This is a genomic window from Saccharopolyspora sp. NPDC050389 (assembly GCF_040655595.1).
Taxonomy (GTDB): domain Bacteria; phylum Actinomycetota; class Actinomycetes; order Mycobacteriales; family Pseudonocardiaceae; genus Saccharopolyspora.
Genome location: NZ_JBFAKG010000018.1, coordinates 36,336 through 55,687 on the forward strand (window position 1 = coordinate 36,336; position 19,352 = coordinate 55,687).

General features: G+C 67.6%; 17 protein-coding genes. 8 read left to right on the forward strand and 9 right to left on the reverse strand.

The genetic code is table 11. The features are described from left to right. Positions 1–13: 13 nt before the first annotated feature. Positions 14–1,297 carry an MFS transporter gene (locus tag AB0I53_RS14290; RefSeq protein WP_358601673.1) on the reverse strand — a complete coding sequence of 428 codons (1,284 nt, stop codon included), beginning with the start codon at positions 1,295–1,297 and terminating at the stop codon, positions 14–16. Positions 1,298–1,475: 178 nt separating this feature from the next. On the opposite strand from AB0I53_RS14290, the gene AB0I53_RS14295 reads away from it, so the two are divergent. From AB0I53_RS14295 to AB0I53_RS14305, 3 genes are all read left to right on the forward strand, one after another. Then, positions 1,476–2,228: a MerR family transcriptional regulator gene (locus AB0I53_RS14295; protein ID WP_358601676.1), complete on the forward strand. Its 753-nt coding sequence runs from the start codon at positions 1,476–1,478 to the stop codon at positions 2,226–2,228. Between the two features lie 83 nt (positions 2,229–2,311). Then, positions 2,312–3,475 (forward strand): alpha/beta hydrolase, encoded by a 1,164-nt coding sequence (locus AB0I53_RS14300; RefSeq protein WP_358601679.1) that lies wholly within the window; start codon positions 2,312–2,314, stop codon positions 3,473–3,475. 205 nt (positions 3,476–3,680) lie between these two features. Next, entirely contained in the window at positions 3,681–4,274 is a 594-nt protein-coding gene (locus AB0I53_RS14305; protein WP_358601681.1) for a carboxylesterase family protein, read from the forward strand. A 55-nt stretch (positions 4,275–4,329) separates the two neighbouring features. Here AB0I53_RS14305 and AB0I53_RS14310 read toward each other — a convergent pair whose 3' ends face one another. Then, entirely contained in the window at positions 4,330–5,073 is a 744-nt protein-coding gene (locus AB0I53_RS14310; RefSeq protein ID WP_358601684.1) for a helix-turn-helix domain-containing protein, read from the reverse strand. 61 nt (positions 5,074–5,134) lie between these two features. On the opposite strand from AB0I53_RS14310, the gene AB0I53_RS14315 reads away from it, so the two are divergent. Continuing rightward, positions 5,135–5,716, forward strand: a complete 582-nt coding sequence (locus AB0I53_RS14315) for a TIGR03086 family metal-binding protein (RefSeq protein WP_358601687.1) — start codon at positions 5,135–5,137, stop codon at positions 5,714–5,716. A 321-nt stretch (positions 5,717–6,037) separates the two neighbouring features. On the opposite strand, the gene AB0I53_RS14320 is transcribed toward AB0I53_RS14315, so the two are convergent. From AB0I53_RS14320 to AB0I53_RS14340, 5 genes are all read right to left on the reverse strand, one after another. After that, the gene (locus tag AB0I53_RS14320; protein WP_358601689.1) at positions 6,038–6,502 is read right to left on the reverse strand and encodes a hypothetical protein; all 465 of its coding nucleotides are present in this window, start codon (positions 6,500–6,502) and stop codon (positions 6,038–6,040) included. 45 nt (positions 6,503–6,547) lie between these two features. After that, a complete protein-coding gene (locus tag AB0I53_RS14325; RefSeq protein WP_358601692.1) occupies positions 6,548–7,069 on the reverse strand; it encodes a methylated-DNA--[protein]-cysteine S-methyltransferase in 522 nt (173 codons plus the stop codon). 13 nt (positions 7,070–7,082) lie between these two features. Further along, the gene (locus AB0I53_RS14330) at positions 7,083–8,549 is read right to left on the reverse strand and encodes an AlkA N-terminal domain-containing protein (RefSeq protein WP_358601695.1); all 1,467 of its coding nucleotides are present in this window, start codon (positions 8,547–8,549) and stop codon (positions 7,083–7,085) included. 148 nt (positions 8,550–8,697) lie between these two features. Continuing rightward, positions 8,698–9,270 carry a GPP34 family phosphoprotein gene (locus AB0I53_RS14335; protein ID WP_358601698.1) on the reverse strand — a complete coding sequence of 191 codons (573 nt, stop codon included), beginning with the start codon at positions 9,268–9,270 and terminating at the stop codon, positions 8,698–8,700. A gap of 93 nt (positions 9,271–9,363) precedes the next feature. Next, positions 9,364–9,726: a lipase family protein gene (locus AB0I53_RS14340; RefSeq protein WP_358601701.1), complete on the reverse strand. Its 363-nt coding sequence runs from the start codon at positions 9,724–9,726 to the stop codon at positions 9,364–9,366. Between the two features lie 152 nt (positions 9,727–9,878). Between AB0I53_RS14340 and AB0I53_RS14345 the strand changes: the two genes are divergently transcribed. Next, positions 9,879–11,204 (forward strand): IS4 family transposase, encoded by a 1,326-nt coding sequence (locus AB0I53_RS14345; protein WP_358601704.1) that lies wholly within the window; start codon positions 9,879–9,881, stop codon positions 11,202–11,204. 36 nt (positions 11,205–11,240) lie between these two features. Here AB0I53_RS14345 and AB0I53_RS14350 read toward each other — a convergent pair whose 3' ends face one another. Next, positions 11,241–11,777 carry a hypothetical protein gene (locus AB0I53_RS14350; protein ID WP_358601707.1) on the reverse strand — a complete coding sequence of 179 codons (537 nt, stop codon included), beginning with the start codon at positions 11,775–11,777 and terminating at the stop codon, positions 11,241–11,243. Between the two features lie 674 nt (positions 11,778–12,451). Continuing rightward, positions 12,452–13,192 carry a hypothetical protein gene (locus AB0I53_RS14355; protein ID WP_358601710.1) on the reverse strand — a complete coding sequence of 247 codons (741 nt, stop codon included), beginning with the start codon at positions 13,190–13,192 and terminating at the stop codon, positions 12,452–12,454. 743 nt (positions 13,193–13,935) lie between these two features. Here AB0I53_RS14355 and AB0I53_RS14360 point away from each other — a divergent pair. The 3 genes from AB0I53_RS14360 to AB0I53_RS14370 are packed head-to-tail and all read left to right on the forward strand — an operon-like array spanning position 13,936 to position 19,309. Next, a complete protein-coding gene (locus AB0I53_RS14360) occupies positions 13,936–15,441 on the forward strand; it encodes an ATP-binding protein (RefSeq protein ID WP_358601713.1) in 1,506 nt (501 codons plus the stop codon). Continuing rightward, complete coding sequence (locus AB0I53_RS14365; RefSeq protein ID WP_358601716.1) at positions 15,438–16,415, forward strand: PD-(D/E)XK motif protein; 978 nt, start codon at positions 15,438–15,440, stop codon at positions 16,413–16,415. The genes AB0I53_RS14360 and AB0I53_RS14365 overlap by 4 nt, the downstream gene beginning before the upstream one ends. After that, positions 16,412–19,309 carry a Z1 domain-containing protein gene (locus AB0I53_RS14370; RefSeq protein ID WP_358601719.1) on the forward strand — a complete coding sequence of 966 codons (2,898 nt, stop codon included), beginning with the start codon at positions 16,412–16,414 and terminating at the stop codon, positions 19,307–19,309. The genes AB0I53_RS14365 and AB0I53_RS14370 overlap by 4 nt, the downstream gene beginning before the upstream one ends. The last annotated feature ends 43 nt before the right edge of the window (positions 19,310–19,352 follow it).

The following is a 19,352-nucleotide window of genomic DNA, read 5'->3' on the forward strand; positions in this document are numbered from 1 at the left end:
CCTCTCGTCGCGGTCAGGACACCGATTCGGGTTGGCGCGCTTCGGTTTTCGCCCCCAGTCGGCGCTGCGCGGCCAGGCTGCCGAGCAGGCTCCACACCGCGATCACGAGCAGCAGCGTCGCCGCGGGCCAGGAAGCGTTGCCGGACAACACGAGCAGCTGCGTGGCGAAGTACGGCAGCAGCCCGCCGACGACCCCGGCGAGGTTGACGCCCATCGCGACGCCCGTGTACCGCAGCGGCGGCGGGAAGATCGACGCGATCAGGGTGCCCAGCGCCGCGTAGGTGATGGTGAGCATGCTGATCCCGACGACCGCGCCCAGCACCACCAGCACCGGGGATCGCGTGTCGACCAGCAGGAACACCGGGAAGGCCGTGATCGCCGAGAGCAGCGAGCCGACGACGCACATCCGACCCGGGCCGAACCGGTCGGCCAGCTTGGCGCTCAGCGCCATCACCAGGAACTCCAGCGCCGCCGGGATCAGCGTCGCCGCGAGCATCACGTGCCTGGGCAGTCCCAGCGCGGTCGTGCCGTAGCCGACCAGGAACGTCGTCAGCAGGTACAGGCCGCCGGTGTTGGCGATGGTCGCCGACAACGCGATCAGGACCTCCCGCCAGTGGCCCCGCAGCACCGCCAGGGCAGGCACCTTCTCCCGGGATTCCCGTTCGAACAGCGGCGATTCCTCGATCCGGCGCCGAACCTGGAAGCCGACCAGCAGCAGCGCGAACGAAGCCAGGAACGGAATCCGCCAGCCCCACGCCACGAATTGCTCCTCGGGAAGCAGCGTCGCCAACGCCATCGCGCCGCTGGACAGCAGCGTGCCTGCGGGCGCCCCGTACTGCGGCATCGCGCCGTACCAGCCGCGCCGCCCCTCGGGCGCGTGCTCGACCGCCATGAGCGTCGCGCCGGACCATTCGCCAGCTGCGGAAAGCCCTTGCAGGCAGCGCAGAACGGCGAGCAGGAGCGGGGCCGCGAACCCGATCTGCTCATGCCCGGGCAGCAGGCCGATCGCGCCCGTGGACAGGCCCATGATGAGCAGGGTGATGGTCAGCGCTTGGCGGCGGCCGAGGCGGTCGCCGATGTGCCCGAACAGGATTCCGCCCAGCGGCCGGACGACGAAGCCGACCGCGAACGTGAGGAAGGAGGCGATCAGGCCGACGCCCGGATCCAGGTCCGGGAAGAACACGCGGTCGAAGACCAGCGCGGCGGCCGCGCCGAAGAGGAAGTAGTCGTACCACTCCAGCGCCGTGCCGATGAACGCCGCGGAAGCCACTCGCCGCAGTTCCCTGGTGCTTTGCATCCCATCACTCCCGCCGCGAGCCGATTCGATCGGATCTGTCCGTCGATCGATCGATCGAGTAGCAGGGATCGTAAGGCGGCCGATCGAGGGCCGCAAGGCCCTCCGCCACACGTCCGAAGTGGATTCTTCCGGCGCCGGTGTTGAACCTGACGTAGCGGGAGGTTCTAGTGTCGTTTCCGTGACCGGAACCGGGGGCGAGAAGCAGCCGCTTTGGAGCGTTGGGGCGCTGGCCAGGGCGACCGGCCTGACCGTGCGCACGCTGCACCACTACGACGAGCTCGGGCTGCTGCGGGCCGGTGCCCGAACCCGGTCCGGGCACCGCCGGTACACCGAGCACGACCTGCAGCGGCTCTACCAGATCCGGTTGCTGCGGCAGCTGGGAATGTCGCTGGAGGAGATCGGCGACGTGCTGGCCGATCCCGCCGCGCTGCGCGAGGTGCTCGTCGGCCACCTCGACCAGCTCGACGAGCAGGCGATCCGGCTGGACGCGCTGCGGAACCGGACCAGGAACCTGCTGGAGCAGCTGGACGACTCGTGGCGCCCGGAGGGCGGCGAATTCCTCACCGCGCTGGGGCGGATGACCACGATCGACCAGTACATCACCGACGAGCAGCAGGCCGTCCTGGACGAACGCGCCGACGCGCTCGGCGCGGAGGGCAGGAAGCTGCTGGACGCGGAATGGCCGCTGGCGGCGGCGAAGCTGGTGCGGCACTGCCTGGCCGACGACCCGGTGGACGATCCCGAGGTGCAGCGCACCACGCGGCGCCTGTTCGAGCTGGGCGACATGTTCACCGGCGGCGAGCCCGCGATCCTGCAATCGATGCTCCGCTTCCTGCGGGAACGCGCCGCCCCCGACGACCGGGGCTTCGTGTTCGGCGAGGACTTCTTGGACTACCTGGACCGCGCCTACGCGGCCCTGCGGGAGAACTGACCCAAAACCCAGCCGGTTAGACGAAGAGCCCGAACGGAAGTTGCGGGCTCGACCTGTCATGCCCTGGGGACGGAAAGGAAAACATGTTGCGCAGAACGACAATCCTGGCCACCGCGCTGCTACTCGCCACCGGCGGCATCGCGCACGCGGAGCCGACGACCTTGCGGCTGCCGGCGCCGACCGGCCCGCACCGGCTCGGCACCACGATGCTGCACCTGGTCGACCACGACCGGACCGACCCGTGGAACGGCACCGCCAGGGAACTGATGGTCACGGTGTTCTACCCCGCGAGCACCGTCCGCGGATACCCGGTCGCACCGCAGCTGACGCCCGCGGCGGCGGAGGTGTTCAAGGGCCTCGACCCGGTCTACCTGCATCCGGAGCTGCCGGACGAGGGCGTGGACTGGGCGGCCACCGCGACCCACTCGCACACCGGCGCGCCCGCGCAACCCGTCCGGCGCCCGGTGCTGCTCTACAGCCCGGGCGGCGCCGACCCGCGCACGATAGGCACCGGGCTCGCCGAAGAACTCGCCAGCCACGGCAACGTCGTGGTGACCATCGACCATCCCGGCGAAACCAGCGAGGTCGAGTTCCCCGGCGGCCGGGTGCGCACGATCGACATCCCCGGCGATCCCCGGACCGATCCGAAGCTGTTCCGCACCATGCTCGACACCCGGGTCGCCGACACCCGGTTCGTCCTGGACCAGCTGGGCGAACTGGCCGCCGGGCGGAACCCGGACGCGGAAGCACGCGAGCTGCCCGAGAACCTCGACCGGGCGCTGGATCTGCGAAGGATCGGCAGCTACGGCCACTCCGCCGGCGGGGCGACCGCGGCCGAGGCGATGCACGAGGACCGGCGCATCGATGCCGCGGCCAACATGGAGGGCTACCTGGACTACATGCCGGAGGAGCCCGGCCAGGACGGCGAGCTGCTCTCGATCGCCCGGGAGGGCACGGACCGGCCGCTGCTGCTGCTCGGCACCGACGGCTTCCGCGACGAGCGGATCGAGCGCTCCTGGTCGGCCATGCTCGCCCACCAGCAGGGATGCACCCACTGGCGGCAGCTCGACAACGCCACGCACTGGGTGCTCACCGACTACGGCAGCATGGCACCGCAGCTCCAGGACGCCGGGCTGATGAGCGCCGAGGACCGGGCGAAGCTGGTCGGCGCGATCGACCCGGCCGAATCCGTGCCCGCGATCCGCGACCACGTGCGCACGTTCTTCGCCCGGCACCTACCCCGCTGACCAAGCGTGCGGCTGGAACTCGGGTAGCGGTCGTCGAGTTCCAGCCCCGGTGTCACGACGCCCTCGAACTGTCCAATGTGGTCAACCGCGCCCGGGCACGCCCATCGCCCGCTCTTCGTCCGCCCAGGCCGAGAGCCCAGCGAGGAAGCCTTCCCGGTCGCGCGCCGAGAGTTTCGACATCGCCCGCACCAGCGGTGCGCAGCGGATGGCGAACGGCACCACCCGCGACGAGAGAACCCAGTCCGCCGCCAGGTACGACGGCCAGGTCCCCATCACCGAGCGGATCTGCGACGAGGTCCTCACTGAAACCTTCAGCACGGACCGGCCGGCGGTCGAGGCCGAGTACCCGCGGGCGTCGTACGGCTCGGCCGCCGAGGCGTGGGCCGCGATCATGACCGACCGCAAGTGGACCTGCACGCAGTACGGCACGCCCCGGAAACTCGCCCGCTACACACCGTTCTACCAGTACGAATTCGCCGATCCGGCGCCACCGCCGATGTGGGCCGGGCCGCCGCCGATGCTCATGGGCGCGTACCACACCTCCGACGTCTGGTCGCTGTTCGACCTCGGCGGCATGCCTTCGCCGTTCACCCCGGAGCAGCAGCGCCTCGCTGACCAGATTATCGACTACTGGACGAGCTTCGCCGGGTTCGGTGACCCGGCGGAGGCCGGCGGCACCGACTGGCCGAGGTTCCGCGCGGACGGGAATCCGCCGCACACCCAGGCGCTCGCTCCCGGCGGGATCGGGCCGGTCGACCTGGCGGCCGAGCACCACTGCGACTTCTGGGCCGGTCGCTGACACCGCCGACTTCACGCGGAATCGCCGCTCCACATCCCGGGGCGGCGATTTCGCGCTAGCACCGCTCGGCGTACCAGGTCGGGGGCTCGCCGAACATGTCCTTGAAGTCCCGGGCGAAGTGCGCCTGGTCGGCGTAGCCGAGTTCGACCGCGAGCGACGCCCAGTTCAGCTCCGCGCCCTTCGCCATCCGCTCGGTCGCCTCGCGCAACCGGTAGCGGCGGATCACCCACTTCGGCCCGATGCCGACGTACTCCGCGAACAGCCGCTGCAACTGCCGGACGCTGGTGCCGAGCTCTCCGGCGAGCACGTCGACCCTGCTGATCTCCGGTTCCGCGACGATCTTCGCGACGATTTCCGCAGCCTCATCCGCCTTCGGGTCGGGCTGCGGCAAGCGAGCCCGGAGGAACCGCTCGACCGCAGCCACATCCGGTGCGTCCGGCACCTCCGGGCCGAAAATCTCGCGCGCGTCGATCGACCGGTCCGTGATCGTCGAGACGGATGCGCCGAGGAACGGCCGGAAGCAGCCGGGCCGGAACGCCACTCCGAACACCCCGCTGCGGCCTTCCAGCACCTTGATCCGGTGCCCGCTGGAGACGCCGTTCACCGTCGCGCTGCCGTTCTGGAACGTGAGATGCACGTTCGGGTAGGGCACGACCAGCTGCCGGTAGGGCTCGCGGTAATCCCAGGAAACGACCCAGTAGCGCTCGACGTAACGAGCGAGGTCCGGTGACGGGGCGTGGAAGGCGTGGCGCTGGTACTTCGTCCACGCACCACCGAGTCCGCGGGCGTCCCTGGTCACGGGTGGATCCTATGTCGCGTTCGTTCAAGACGACGGTCGCCCACCGTGCTTACCTGGGGCCATGTCCGAAGCACAGTGCCTGACCCGCGCGGCCGCGTCGCTGCGGGAAGTCGTTCGCAACATCAAGCCCGACCAGCTCGGCGCCCCGACGCCGTGCGCCGAATACGACGTGCGCAAGCTGGTGAAGCACCTGCTGTTCTGGGGGCCGTCGCTGGGGGCCGCCGCGCGCAAGGAGACGGTGCCACCGCCGGCCGAAGCCGAGCAGGACCTGGACCTGACCGGCGGCGACTGGGCGGCGGACCTGGTGGCGCTCCTGGACCGCACCGCCGACGCCTGGAGCGAGCCGGGCGCATGGGAGGGCACCACGCACATGGGCGGCCCGACGGAACTGCCCGCATCGCTGGTCGGCGGCATGGTCGTGGTGGAGCTCGTGGTGCACGGCTGGGATCTGGCGCGGGCGACCGGCCAACACGTGGCGAAGGATGACGACCTCCTCGACTACGTGCGCGGCGAAGTCGCGAAAACCGCCGACCAGGGCCGGGAGATGGGCGTCTACGGCACCGAGGTCACCGTCCCGACCTCGGCGTCCACATTGGACCAGATCCTCGGGCTGACCGGGCGGAACCCCACCTGGGCGCCCTGACCGAGAGCTTGTTTCCGCTGGTCACTCCGCTCGTGAGTGTTTTGGAGTGCTGTAGAGGCTGTTTTGGATGTGGCGACGTGCGGATGCGGTAACGCGGGCGTTTTGTCTTTGAAGCGGCGCAGCCGCTTAGCCCACCCACGCAACCCGCACCGCCGCGGGTTCTCAGAGGCCTTCTCGCGAGGACAGCCCCGACGTAGTGAATTGGTCATTCATGATGTCGGGGATCCCACAGCGAGAAGACCTCTGAGGTTCCGCCACCCGCACCGCTATATCAGGACGAGTTTGGAAACAGGCTCTATAGCGCTCCAAAACACTCACGACTCAGCCGGCGGCGCGGGCGCGGCGCCGGTCGAGCTTTCCCTTCCAGCCCGCGATGGCGCCGAGCAGGAACAGGCCGCCGATCACCACCAGGGCGATCGAGAAGCCCTTCGGAACGCCGATGGTGTGCTCCGGCGTGTAGCCATCGGCGACGGCGGCCCGCAGCCCGAGCAGGAACGAGACGCCGAGGCCGCCCAGCGTGATGGCCGGCGCGATGGCGCCGAACGCGAAACCGCCCACGATGGACGCGGCGATGCCGCCCACGATCGCGAAGGGCATCGCGCCGCCCAGGCCGTCGTTGGTCGCGCAGGAACCGCCACCGCAGTCCCAGTCCAGCGTGTCGACGTAATGCGCGAACGAGTGCAGCGCCCGCCAGGTCAACGGCGGGAGCACCAACCACAGCGCAGCCATGATGATCTTGTGGTGGCGGCGGATGAACCGCCAGGTGGACGCCCACGCCGATTCCATGAGCTCAGGCTAGGTGACCACCGCCCAACCACCGCTCCGGTCCGATCAGCTCGTGGGGTAGCCAGCGAAAAGCTCGGCCTGAGCGCCAGCGGTGTTGCGCCGCTCGAAGTCGAGCAGGTGCTGCTTCCGGTCCAGCCCACCGCCGTAACCGGTGAGGTTGCCGGTGGATCCGACGACGCGGTGGCAGGGCACGATGATGCCGATCGGGTTCTTGCCGTTGGCCAGGCCGACGGCCCGCGAGGCGCTGGGGTTCCCGATCCGCCCGGCCAGCTCTCCGTAGGTAATCGTTTCGCCGTAAGGGATTTCGCACAGCGCAGACCAAACGGTGCGCTGGAACGGGGTGCCCGCCGGCGCCATCTGCAGGTCAAACTCGCTGCGCTGCCCCGAGAAGTACTCGCCCAGCTGCTCGATCACCGGCCCGAACGGCGTGGCGTCCGGCTCGCCGAAGGCCTCCTCGGGCGGGCGGTGGCGCTGGCTCTCCATGTAGAGCCCGGTCAGGGCCCCGTCGACGGCGACGAGGGTGAGCGGCCCGACGGGGCTGTCGATGACGGTCTTCACCGAATGCACGGGAATCCTCTCCTCAGGCGGGAAGCCGGTTGATCGCGTGGTCTCCGGTCGCCCACAGGTATTGCACGGCATACGCGCGCCAGGGGCGCCAAGCGGCCGCATGCCGGGTCAGCGCCGCAGGTGTAGAGGGCAGCCCCAGGTTACGGGCGGCGTACCGGATGCCGAGATCGGTGGGCACGAAGGCATCCGGATCGCCGAGGGCGCGCATGGCGATCGTCTCGACGGTCCACGGGCCGAAACCGGGGAGCACGGCGAGCCGGGCGCGGGTCAGGCGCCAGTCGCTGCCGACGCTGAGGTCGATGCCGCCGGCGGCAAGGGCACCGATCAGCGTGGTGATCGTCTTCCGCCGCGACTGCGGGAAGGCGAGCGTCTCCGGGTCGAGCTCGGCCAGCGCCGCCGCGTCCGGGAACAGGTGGGTCAGCCCGCCAGCGGGATCGTCGACGGGCTCGCCGTGGGCAGTGACCAGCCGAGCGGCATGCGTCCGGGCCGCCGCGGTGGAAACCTGTTGCCCGAGAACGGCCCGCACCGCGAACTCGGCGGCGTCGACGGTCCGCGGCACCCGTCGCCCCGGCTCCTTGTCGACCAGCGGCGCGAGCACCGGATCCGCGCGCAGGAGATCGTCGACGGCGACCGGATCGGCGTCGAGGTCGAGCAGCCAGCGGCAGCGGGTGATGGCGGCCGACAGATCCCGCAGATCGGTCAGGGTCAACCGGCAGTCGATGTACTCGGGCTGCGGCCGAAGCGCGACGACGCCGTGCCCGTGCGGCAGGCGCAAGGTGCGGCGATAAGCCCCGTCGCGCCATTCCTCGACGCCGGGCACGGCGGTGGCGGCGAGGTGCCCGAAGAGGTTGTCCGGGCAAAGCGGTGCCCGGAACGGCAGCCGCAGCGCCAACGATCCGGCGGCGGCGGGCTGCCGCTTCGAAGCGCGCGCCCGCAGCTCGGTCGGGACGAGGCCGAAGATTTCGCGCACGGTGTCGTTGAACGTCCGCACGCTGGCGAAACCGGCGGCGAAAGCGACATCGCTCATCGGCACGGAAGTGGTCTCGATCAGCAGCCGCGCGGTCTGCGCGCGTTGCGCCCTGGCCAGCGCGAGCGGCCCGGCGCCCAACTCGGCCAACAGCTGCCGCTGAATCTGCCGCACGCTGTAGCCCAGCCGCGCGGCGAGCCCGGGAACGCCCTCCCGATCGACGACGCCATCAGCGATCAGCCGCATCGCCCGCCCGACCAGGTCGGCCCGCTCGTTCCACTGCGGCGACCCGGGACTGGCGTCCGGCCGGCACCGCTTGCAGGCCCGGAACCCGGCCTGCTGAGCTGCGGCGGCGCTCGGGTAGAACCGCATGTTCTCCACCTTGGGAGGCACCACCGGACAGCTGGGCCGGCAGTAGATCCCGGTGCTGATCACGGCGGTGAAGAACCACCCGTCGAACCGAGCGTCCTTCGACTGAACGGCCCGAACGCACCGCGCCACATCCTCGTGCATGCCACCCAGCATCACCGCAGCGCCGAGCCAGTGCTAGCGGAAAAACGACATCAACGTGCTCGTCGCTCAGCCGCCGTGATTGCCGGCGGCACTGGCCGCCAGCCCGGCCAGCATTCCGGCGATCATCGCGCCTACGGCCGATACCGCTTCACCGCCGAGCGCGGCGAGCGCCTTGATGCGCGCCCGGTGCCTCCACAGTTCCTCGGACGGAACGCTTGCGCAGCAGCCTGCCTGCCGAAGCGAGACCGACCAACGCAGCATCCTCGCGAGCGACCTCATGCACCGGAACGGCTCCGCGCAGGACGCCGACGACGTGACTCTGCAGCTCACGCACTCCGGCGGGATCGGTCGCGATGATCTGCTCGACCGGCGCGACGCCGAGCGCTCGTCGGCTGCCGATCCGGATGACGCCCCTTTCGACCAGCGAGTCGCGCACCCGCGCATACGTCGCGCCGCCGTTGCGCCGCACCAAGCTCTTCCAGCCGGCCAGCCGGGAGTCGCCGATCTCGGCCAAGGCGTCGGCGAGGAACGGGTCCGCGGGCCGGAAGGCTGCCGACACCTCGGCCTTCCCGCCGGAGTCGACCAGCAGTCCGGCGATCGCGAGCTCGGCCAGCACCGCGCCGCGCAGCACGATCCCGAGGTGCCGCTTGCGGGTCAGGTCCTGCTTGTCCGCGTCGTAGGCCAGCAGGAACGCCTTGGCGGCCAGGGACAGCTCGGGCATCAGATCTTCCCTTCCAGTCAGCGAGTTCCGTTTCCCCAGGTGCCCGTGCACGTTTTGTGCTGCTACAGCGACTCAAAACGCGCACGGCTCGGTTCACCCGCGCTCGGCGAACCAGTCGGCGATCTGCGGGATGGCCCCGAACGCGGAGCCGTTGTGGTCCAGCGGGCCCACGTTCACGAGCTCGGCTTCGCCGCCGGAGGCCGCCAACAGCTGTTGGCAGCGCTCGGAGTTGGCGAACGGCACGTCCTTGTCGGCGGTGCCGTGGTAAAGCCGCACCGGAATCTCAGGCTCCCAGCCCGCGCACAGCCCGTCGTTGGCTTTGGCGGCCTCGGCCAACTTCCCGGTGGGCTGCGACAGCAGCCGGACCATCTCGGGCTGCAGTAGCTCCTGCGGCGACGCGGGCACGCCCTGCTGGACTTCCGCGAAGGAATGCGTTCCGTCGAACAACGCGTCCATCGTCTGGTCGTACGGCGCCTTGAACGCCTCGGCGGGGTAGTCGCAAGGCCGTGAAGTTTGGGTTTGGGCGTAGTTGTCAAGCCGCCTGAAACGAGCAACGGAGGTCCTGCTAGAACAGCGTCGACCAAGATCGCTGAAGTGCAGGAACTCCGTTGGATACCCAGTCTGTCATTACTCGCACGGTCACCGTGGCCGGGGGCCGGTTCGCGCCCGGTCATCTGGGCGAGCTGACCCAACTTGTGCCGTTCGAGATGATCGATGAGGCGTTGACCCAGACCCGGACGGTGCAGCAGCGGGTCAGGGATCTGCCGTCCCGGGTGGTGGTCTATCTGCTGTTGGCAGCGGGTCTGTTCCCCGCAGGACTGCGGGGTATACCCACGGCGACGCCGACCGGTGCCGCGTTGGCTCAGGCCCGTCGCCGTATCGGGACAGCACCGCTGCAATGGTTGTTCGACCTGCTGCGCGGCCCAGCAGCCACGGTACGCGTACCGGGAACGAGGTGGCGCGGGCTATTGGTATGCGCGATCGACGGCACCACCCTGACCGTGCTCGACAACCCGGACATGCTCAGCCGTTTCACCAAACAGGCCGGCAATCACGGCGGCGCCGGCTACCCGCAGATTCGCCTGCTGGCACTGGTGGCCTGCGGTACCCGCACCGTCATCGACGCTGTCTTCGGCCCCACCACCACCGGTGAGACCAACTACGCACCGCACCTGCTGCGTAGCCTGCGGCCAGGCATGATCCTGCTGGGCGACCGTAACTTCGGCACCCAGGCGCTGGCGGCCGAGATCGCGGCGGGTGGAGCGGATTTCTTGCTACGCCTGAAAAACAACCGCATCATGCCGGTGCTGGCCCGCTATGCCGATGGCTCCTACCTGTCGATGCTGGCAGGGCTTCGCGTGCGTGTTGTCGACTGCGAGATCAGCATCTCCACCACCACGGGCCAGCACACCGGGGTCTACCGGCTGGTCACCACCCTGCTCGACCACCATCACTACCCGGCCGCCGAGTTGTTCCGGCTCTACCACGAACGCTGGGAGATCGAAACCGCCTATCTGGAACTGAAATCCAGCATCCTCGGCGGTCGTGTCCTGCGCGCCCGCACCCCCACCGGGGTCGAGCAGGAGATCTACGCCCTGCTGGTGGTCTACCAACTGCTGCGCACCGCCATGGCCGACGCCACCAGCACCCGAGCCGATGTTGATCCGGACCGGGCCAGTTTCAGCATCGCCTGGCACACAGCCCGCGACCAGCTCATCCACGCCGCGAACGTCATCGCCGACACCACCATCGATCTGGTGGGCACGATCGGACGGCATGTCCTGGCAAACCTCCTGCTCGCTCGACGACTGCGGGTCTGCCCCCGCGTCGTCAAACGCGCTATCTCCAAATACCAGGCACGAGGCCCCGCAATCGACCGGACCAGCTACAAAGCCACCCTGAACATCAACATCCTCACACCCACAGACCCTTGACGATCACTACAACCCCCTAACTACACGGCCTTGGGGCTAGTCGTACAGGTGGTACGCGCGATTCCAGGCGGTGACGAAGTATCCGAGGTAGAACACGCCCTCGCGCGGATCCACCCGGCCATCGAAGGCGGCCGGCAGCTCGGTGGCGAAGATGTCGTGCGGCCCCGCCACGGCGCCGATCGCGTGGAGCGTCGAACGCGGATCGGTCCCGTCCTGCAACGCCTTGCCGAGCGGCATCGAAACCTGCCCGCCCTGGGAGAACCCGGCGACGTTGACGGCCTTGCTCAGCTCCCTGCCCTCCCGTTCGGCGATCGAGCGGGTGGCACTCAGGCTGTCCAGCGAGTTCCGTACAGTCGGCTCGGCGAGCATGTACTCGGGGTGGCCGAACCCGATGCCGAGCCCCGAGTAGTCCGGGGCGGTGGCGGCCTGGACGGTGCCGGCGAACAGCAGGACACCGGCGCGGTCCGGGGTGTCCGCGACGGACGCAGCCATCCCGCGAACGGGATTGGTGCCGTGCAGGTAGACGGTGAGCAGCAGTTCCACCTCCCGCTCGGTTCGCGGGAACGCGGCCACGCCGCCGGCGACCGTCGGCTCACCCGCGAAGTTGGTCGTGCGGTAGAGGTACCGGTACGCGTCGACGCCTTAGCGGATGCGGGGGGCGCAAAACCCTGCTGCGCGAGGTAATCGGCGAGCGCGCCCGCATCCAGCGAAACCAGCGGCTCGGTCGCCACCAGCTCGCCGGGTTGACCGCCGTTGCCGGTGAATGCGGCCATGGCCGATCCCGCGCTGCTGGGTTCCTCCGCGCACGATGCGAGAGATGTGGCGAGCACGGCGGCAGCGCACGCCGTGCCGATGAAAAGCGCGTTTGCGGTTGGTCGGCGGCTTTCCCCGCGATACCACCGGATCAGTCCTCGTCATGGCGGGAGATGCCCGCCGCGAAAGCTCGATTCCCGCGTCGGGCCGACGGCCATCGCCGGATCGACCGCGGTCTAGGCGGACATCGACTTTGGTCTGATGTCCCGTCCCCGGGGCACGACCTACCCTTGCCGCGTGCAGAAGCGCATCGTGCTCGCCGGCATCGTGCTCCAACAGAACCCAAATAGCCCTCCTAGCCCACGACGCCGGCCTCGCCTGACACCGCAAGCAACCGACGCCGCACGGCAGGTGGGCAGAGCGACAGGAGGAAAGCCGAAGGCGACGAGGCACGCAGTCAGCTCCATGCCTCGTCGCAACGAGTAGCCGGCTAGCTAGGCAGCCTCCCGCGGAAACGAGTCTGAGAGGAACCTCGCCAAACGTTCCTCCGCGCCAGCCAGCCGACGGCGCACCAAGTAGGGCGAAGTCCCCTGCGCCTCAGCCAGTTTCGACATACCTTCGCCATCAAGATGCGCCATTGCGATCAGATCAGCCTCTTCGCTGCTGATCCCGCGGTCGCGCACAGCGCGTGCCAACACGAGATCGGGGTGCCCTGCAACGACCGGCCGATAACCTGCCGAACCGATTTCGTCGTATTCAGCGGACCTTCCATTGAGCCGATCCGCGCCGATGCGAGCCTCTTGTCCATATCGCCTGGCCATGAAGTACAGCGACGAGTAGACCTTCGGTGCAGCTGCGTCCACCGTGTTCAGCGCGCAGAGGAACCCTTCGACGATCTCAGAGTCGAAGTCTGCGATCTCGCCACGAAAGCCACGCGCCGCGTTGCCGGCAATCTTCTTCAGTGCTGGCATCATCATCCCCATAGCAGCAGTGATCCACGGCTCGCCTTGTTCTTGTGCCCGCCGCACCAGCTCGGTCCAGGCGGCATCCTTGGCATGCCAGCTCGTTTGCCTCTTCAGCAGGATGATCCTCAGCTCGTCGAGCGGAATCGATCGCGGCGGCAACCCATGACCGATGGTGCAGCCATCCAAGGCCAACGGCGCCGGCGCTGCGGTCAACTCGTTGAACCGGCGCTCCACCGCTTCCAGAGCCGTGGGTCGCAGGTAGTCACGCATGCGTGTTCTCCTTTGTCGGGGAAACCAAGCACTCCCAAATACGGCGCGACACCCCGTGATCATGAAATGAATCACCAAATCGTGTGAGTCATATTCCGGGTGTCTCGCTTGACCGAAATGAGCGCCTTGTGACGACACACAGCTTCGCCAGCTCCCGAACAACACGGCGGCTCCCAACTAGGCCTCAGCGGACCAGCTGGCCGAGCAGGTCTTCGGTGTAGCCGGCGAGGCGAGCGGCGTCAGCGCAGCCAAGGGCGTGGCGGCGGTGCCCGACGATATTTCTCTCCGCCGCTCCCGTGGCGTGTCCGGCGCGGTCACCCGAGGCTCCACATCGAGCTTGCACCGCCGCTATCCACACTCCTAGCCGCCTTCCCACATCCCCAGTAGCAAGAACCGGCCGCATCAAATGTGCGCGCTGTTCGAAGGTGCGCTCGAACGCGCACGCACCGTGATCAACCAAAGCGTCCATCGGCGTGAACCAAGCGCCAGCTGATCACAGAATGTATCCCTGATGGTTCATCTGTAACGCGATCACATCAGAGCCGATCGGCCATTCGGAGTTACCTGTCGGCTGCCTGCATCAAAGCCGAACGCCGAGATCGACGTGAGGCCTATACTCGAAAACAATGTCGCCTCGTCCTTCCCACTCCTTCGACCCGATGGCACAAGCAGCTGCGCCTCACCGCACTTATACAGGCGCGGAACGGCCGGGACCGCACCTCCATGCGTGGGAAGACCATGCGATGTCGGGGTGGGCCGCGGACGTCCCGACCGACGGCACAGTGCCGCTGACCCCCGATCCACGAGCGTTGGAAAGCCTCGGCCGGAACCACTCGCTCGCGACCGCGCTCGCCGATCTAGTCGACAACTCAGTGGACGCGGGCGCCGAGAACGTGCTGATCCGATTCATCCGGCACAGCGAGCGGATCTGTTCGCTGTACGTCGTCGACGACGGCCGCGGAATGTCTTCGGCCGCCATCGACCATGCCATGACCATCGGCGGGCGTCGCACGTACCACGACCAGGATCTCGGTCATTTCGGGATGGGGCTGCAGAGCGCGTCGTTCAGCCAGGCAAGGACACTCACGGTGTTATCTCGGGCGGCCGGGTGCGACGCAGTCGGCAGACGGCTCGCATTGCACCAACGTTCGGATTTCCACGCCGACGTCGTGCCGAGCTCCTTCGCGGAACGAGAACTCGGCCGAGACTGGTCGATAAAAATCGGAGCACACGGCACCGTCGTTAGGTGGGACGACGTCACCGGATTCCCTGCGGCAACCGACGATTCCCGCGTCGAGGAATTCATCTCGGAGGCGGTGCGCTCCGTAACCGGCCACCTCGGACTCGTCTACCACCGCATCCTCGCGGCGAACCGGGTCGCGATTCACCTGGACGTCGAAGACGTGGACTCGCACCAGGTCGGCGGTCATTTCGAGGTGAGTCCGCTGGACCCGTTCGGCTACCGCAGATCGGGTCGTTCCGGGTACCCCAAGGAATTCACCACGATAGATTCCGACGCGCGGCTCAACTTCCGCTGCCACATCTGGCCGGGCCGATCCGGGATGCAGGAATTCCGACTTTCCTCCGATCCCGCACGTCACCAGGGCCTCTACATCTACCGGCGGGATCGGCTGATCCAGGCGGGCGGTGACTGGGGCGGACTCGCGATCCGTGGAAGGCGGCTGCAACTGGCGCGGGTCGCGGTCGACATCGACGACGACATGTCTGGGCTCTTCCGTATGAACCCGGAGAAGTCGCTGGTGCAAGCGGGGCCCGAATTCGTCCGGCTGGCTGAGACTGCGGAGGCCGCGGATGGCACCACCTTCGGTGGCTACCTCGAGACCGCGGAACAGGCTTTCCGTGAATCCCGCAAGCGCACGCGGACCCGACGCCCAATGATCCCGCCGGGCAGGGGGTTCACACCTGCCTTGCGCCGGACTCTCGGCGCGGAGGTTCCGTTCACCGACGACCAGGACCGGCCCATCGAGATCCGGTGGCGGAGGTTCGAAGACGACGACTTCTTCGAGGTCGACCGTGACAACCGCACGCTGTGGCTGAACGACCTCTACCGGCCCCGGGTACTCGGAGGCAGGCGCAGCGGGCTTAACGACGCCCCTCTCCTGAAGGCGACTTTGTACCTGCTCGTCGAAGAGGTCTTCCAAGGCGAGTACCTCGGCCCGCGCGACAAGGACAACATCCGCCTCTGGCAAGAGGTCCTGACCACCGCCGCCAAGAGTGAGAAGGAATGACGGAAAGACACCTGAGCACGGTCGGTTTCGATGAATACCTGCGACAGGGCGTCCCGGTCGAGTACTCGATCGACGGGAAACCGCCCATGTCGGTGTTCATCGACCCGGAACGACCGGCGATCGGCATCCGCATGCCGGTCACGGAGGCGTCTGGGCTCACCGATAGCGGCTGGCGGAACATCTCGCTGCGGCGGATCTACCGGGGCGGCCGTCGGGAGGCGGAGATCTACGTCGATGATGACCGTCTCTTCCTCGACGGCTATCCAGTGCTGCTGTCGATCACGGACCGCATGCAGCTCGATGGTCGGCCCCTCGAGGAGGCGCTGGCGATCACCATGCGGGTGCTCGGGCAGTTGCTGCAGCGACAGGAGACGCTCCCCGTCGAGCGCGAGATCGGGCTATTCGGGGAACTACTGCTGCTCGAAGGGCTCTGCGACACGCTCGGACCAACGGCCGCACTGAAGTCCTGGCTGGGACCGACCGGCGAGGAACACGACTTCGCCCTCCCGACCTTCGACCTCGAGGTGAAGACAACCGCCGCGGAACGGCGGCGGCACGATATCGGTTCGACCGAGCAACTCCAGCCCTCCCCAGAACGCCCGCTGCTGCTCGTGTCCTACCAGTTGACCAGGACCGCACACGGCGGCCGCACGTTGCCTGACCAAGTGCGGTACGTCCGGGAGAAGGTCGAGCCCTCCGAGCGCGGGCGGTTCGACTCGCTACTGGAGCAGGCCGGTTTGTCGGGTCCGGGATCCGGCGCGTACCCGACCCAGTGGCGAAAGCGCACGGCCGGACTCGCCTTCGAGGTCGGCGCCGGTTTCCCGGCCATCACCACCGATGCTCTGACCCGAGCCGAGGTCGACCTCAGCCGGATTCCGAACGTCCACTACGAGATCGACCTGACCGGCCTGTCCTCGTCGGGCGCGATTCCCGACTTCCTCACCGCCGCACTCAGCACGAAGGATTTCGCATGAGCAGTTCCGCCTTCACTGACGCCTATCTCGCAGCGCTCTCGGCAATGGAGGGCAAGCAGCGTCCGATGCCGCTGCACGAGACGGCACGCTTCATGGGTGCAGCCGAGGGTGTGATGGCGACCGACGACACGCTGCATGCACACCTTGTGGCCGCGGACCGGGAAGATCCGCTGCGCAAACGCCTGCACCAGTCGCTGCTCACCTGGGACGCGGTCGAGAAGGCGGCGTGGACGGAGGACACGGAGCGGCAGACCGAGGAGCGACGTGCACTCGTGCTGCGGCTGTTGCAGGTCGAGGACGAGATGGGCGCGTTCCTCTCGGACAAGTTCCGCGTGGTCGTGAGAGACGAAGTCCTGATCGCGGATGACGACGATTGGCAGCCTTGGTACACCCCTGAGATCCGATCCTCCCGGGACTTCTACTGGAGCAGCTACAAAAAACTGCTCACCGGCAAGGGCTGGGACGCCGATGCCGTCACCGCGTTGGATGGGGCGACCGACCAGGTGATCGAGCGGTTGTCAGACCCCTCGCGTCCGGAGGCGTTCCAGTCGAAGGGACTCGTCGTCGGGCACGTGCAGAGCGGCAAGACCGCAAACTTCACCGGCGTGGTAGCCAAGGCGATCGACGCTGGATACAGGCTGATCATCGTTCTGACCGGCACGACCGACATGCTGCGCAGCCAAACGCAACGAAGGCTGGACATGGAGTTGATCGGTGTCGAGAACATCCTCGGCGGCATCGATCCGGACGACGCGGACTCGCTCGACGGAGTCGACTACCAGGACGACCCGGACTGGATCAAGGGGAAGTTCCTCAGCCACGGGTTTCAGCCGAACGACGTGGACCGCCCCGCGATCCACCGACTCACTACCTATGCTGGCGATTACAAGAGCCTCAAGCAGGGCATCGAGGCACTCAACTTCCCGAAGGCGGACCGGCGCAAGCGCTTCTTCGAGCTGGAGAATCTACTCCCCGCCGACGCCAAGGTGGCGATCGTGAAGAAGAACGCCACAGTACTGAAAAAACTGGCGTCAGACCTGCACCGGATCAAGAAGAAGACCAATCTCGGTGAGATCCCCGCGCTCATCATCGACGACGAGTCTGACCAAGCCTCGGTGAACACCAGCAATCCGAAGAACTGGACGAACGGCGAAGTCGAGCGCACGACGATCAACGGCCTCATCTCGCACCTGCTCGACGCGCTTCCGCGCGCCCAGTACGTCGGCTACAGCGCAACCCCGTTCGCCAACGTGTTCATCGACCCGAGCGACACCGAGGACATCTTCCCGAAGGACTTCATCCTCTCTCTGGACCCACCGCCCGGTTACACCGGAGCCGCAGCCTTCCACGATCTCGACAGCGACCTCGACAAGGCCGACCGAACATACGCGAACTCGAAGCGCGAGGCGTTCATCAGGTTCGTGCACGAACCGAGCGGTGAGGACGACGAGACGCTGCGGAAAGCAATTGACACGTTCGTACTGACCGGTGCGGTGAAGCTGTATCGGCAGGAGCACGGCGCGGGCACGTTCCGGCACCACACCATGTTGGTGCACGAGACCATGCGCACGGCGGATCACAGCATGCAGGCCGGACGAATCCGCACGATGTGGAAGAGCGCTGGCTATTACTCGACGGGCGCAGAGCAGCGACTTCGCCGGCTGCTCGATGCGGACATCAGGCCGGTCTCGCTGGCCCGCTCGGAAAGCTCCGCGGCGGTTCCCGAGTTCGACGAACTACGGCCGTACATCACGGAGGCCGTGTCTCGCGTGGGACAGTTCGACCCCGTCCTGGTCGTGAACAGCGACAAGGACGCCGCAACCGAGCACCTGGATTTCGACCGCGACGACGTGTGGCGAATCCTGGTCGGCGGCAACAAGTTGGCGCGTGGGTTCACCGTCGAAGGTCTCACCGTGGCTTACTTCCTCCGCAAGACCAAAATGGCCGATGCCATGATGCAGATGGGACGCTGGTTCGGATTCCGGCGCTCTTACACGGACCTGATGCGCCTGTTCCTCAACGAGGAGTTGTACGAGGGGTTCGAGGCGATCGCGCTGGACGAGCAGTACTTCCGTAACGAGCTCAAGCGCTATGCGAAGCCGGTGCACGGGCAGAAACAGGTGACCCCGAAGCAGGTCCCGCCGCTGGTGGCGCAGCGCCTCCCCTGGTTGAAGCCGACCTCGGCGAGCAAGATGTACAACGTCCGGCTGGTCGAGCGCAGGTCTCCGGGCGGGGCTGTCGAGCCCGGTGCTTATCCGACGGAGGAGAAGCACCTCCGCAGCAATACCGAGGCCATGCTGCCGATCCTGGACAGCCTCGCGGAAGAAGTGACCACCATGCGGACCGAGAAACAGAGGTTCAGTGCCTACTTCGGGACCGCCCCCCATTCGCTCGTCATCAGCTCGCTGGCGCAGCTCAAGTGGAAGGTGCCCGACAGCTTCCTGCCAGATCTTCGCTGGCTCGAAAGCCTGGGAGAGAGCCAGATCTCTCACTGGCACATCGTTCTGCCACAACGAGCCCGTAAAGGGGAACCCGCGGCGAAGATCCAGGGACGTGGACCGTTCAGTCTTTTCGATCGCCAGCGCCGCCCAGACCGCGACGATCATTACGGCTTCATCAGTGACCCGAAGCACCGCGAATGCACGCCGGCGGAGAGCACCGACGGGGCCGACAGCTCGGCTGCCCGGATGCTCATCTACCCGGTTCCCCAGTGTGATATCAATGCCGTGCCGGCGGGGGCGGCGATCGATCCAGGGCAGGTGGTGCTCGCTTTCCGGCTGGAACTGCCGGTGACGGCGGCCCCCGCCGACGGACGTCTCATCACCTTCACCACGATCAATCGACAGCAGCAGAAGAAGGCGATCATCGAGAGGGCGCAGGCGGAAGTCGACTGACCGACGCCGTCGATGCTGCCTGCGTGATCCGCGGGCGCTGATC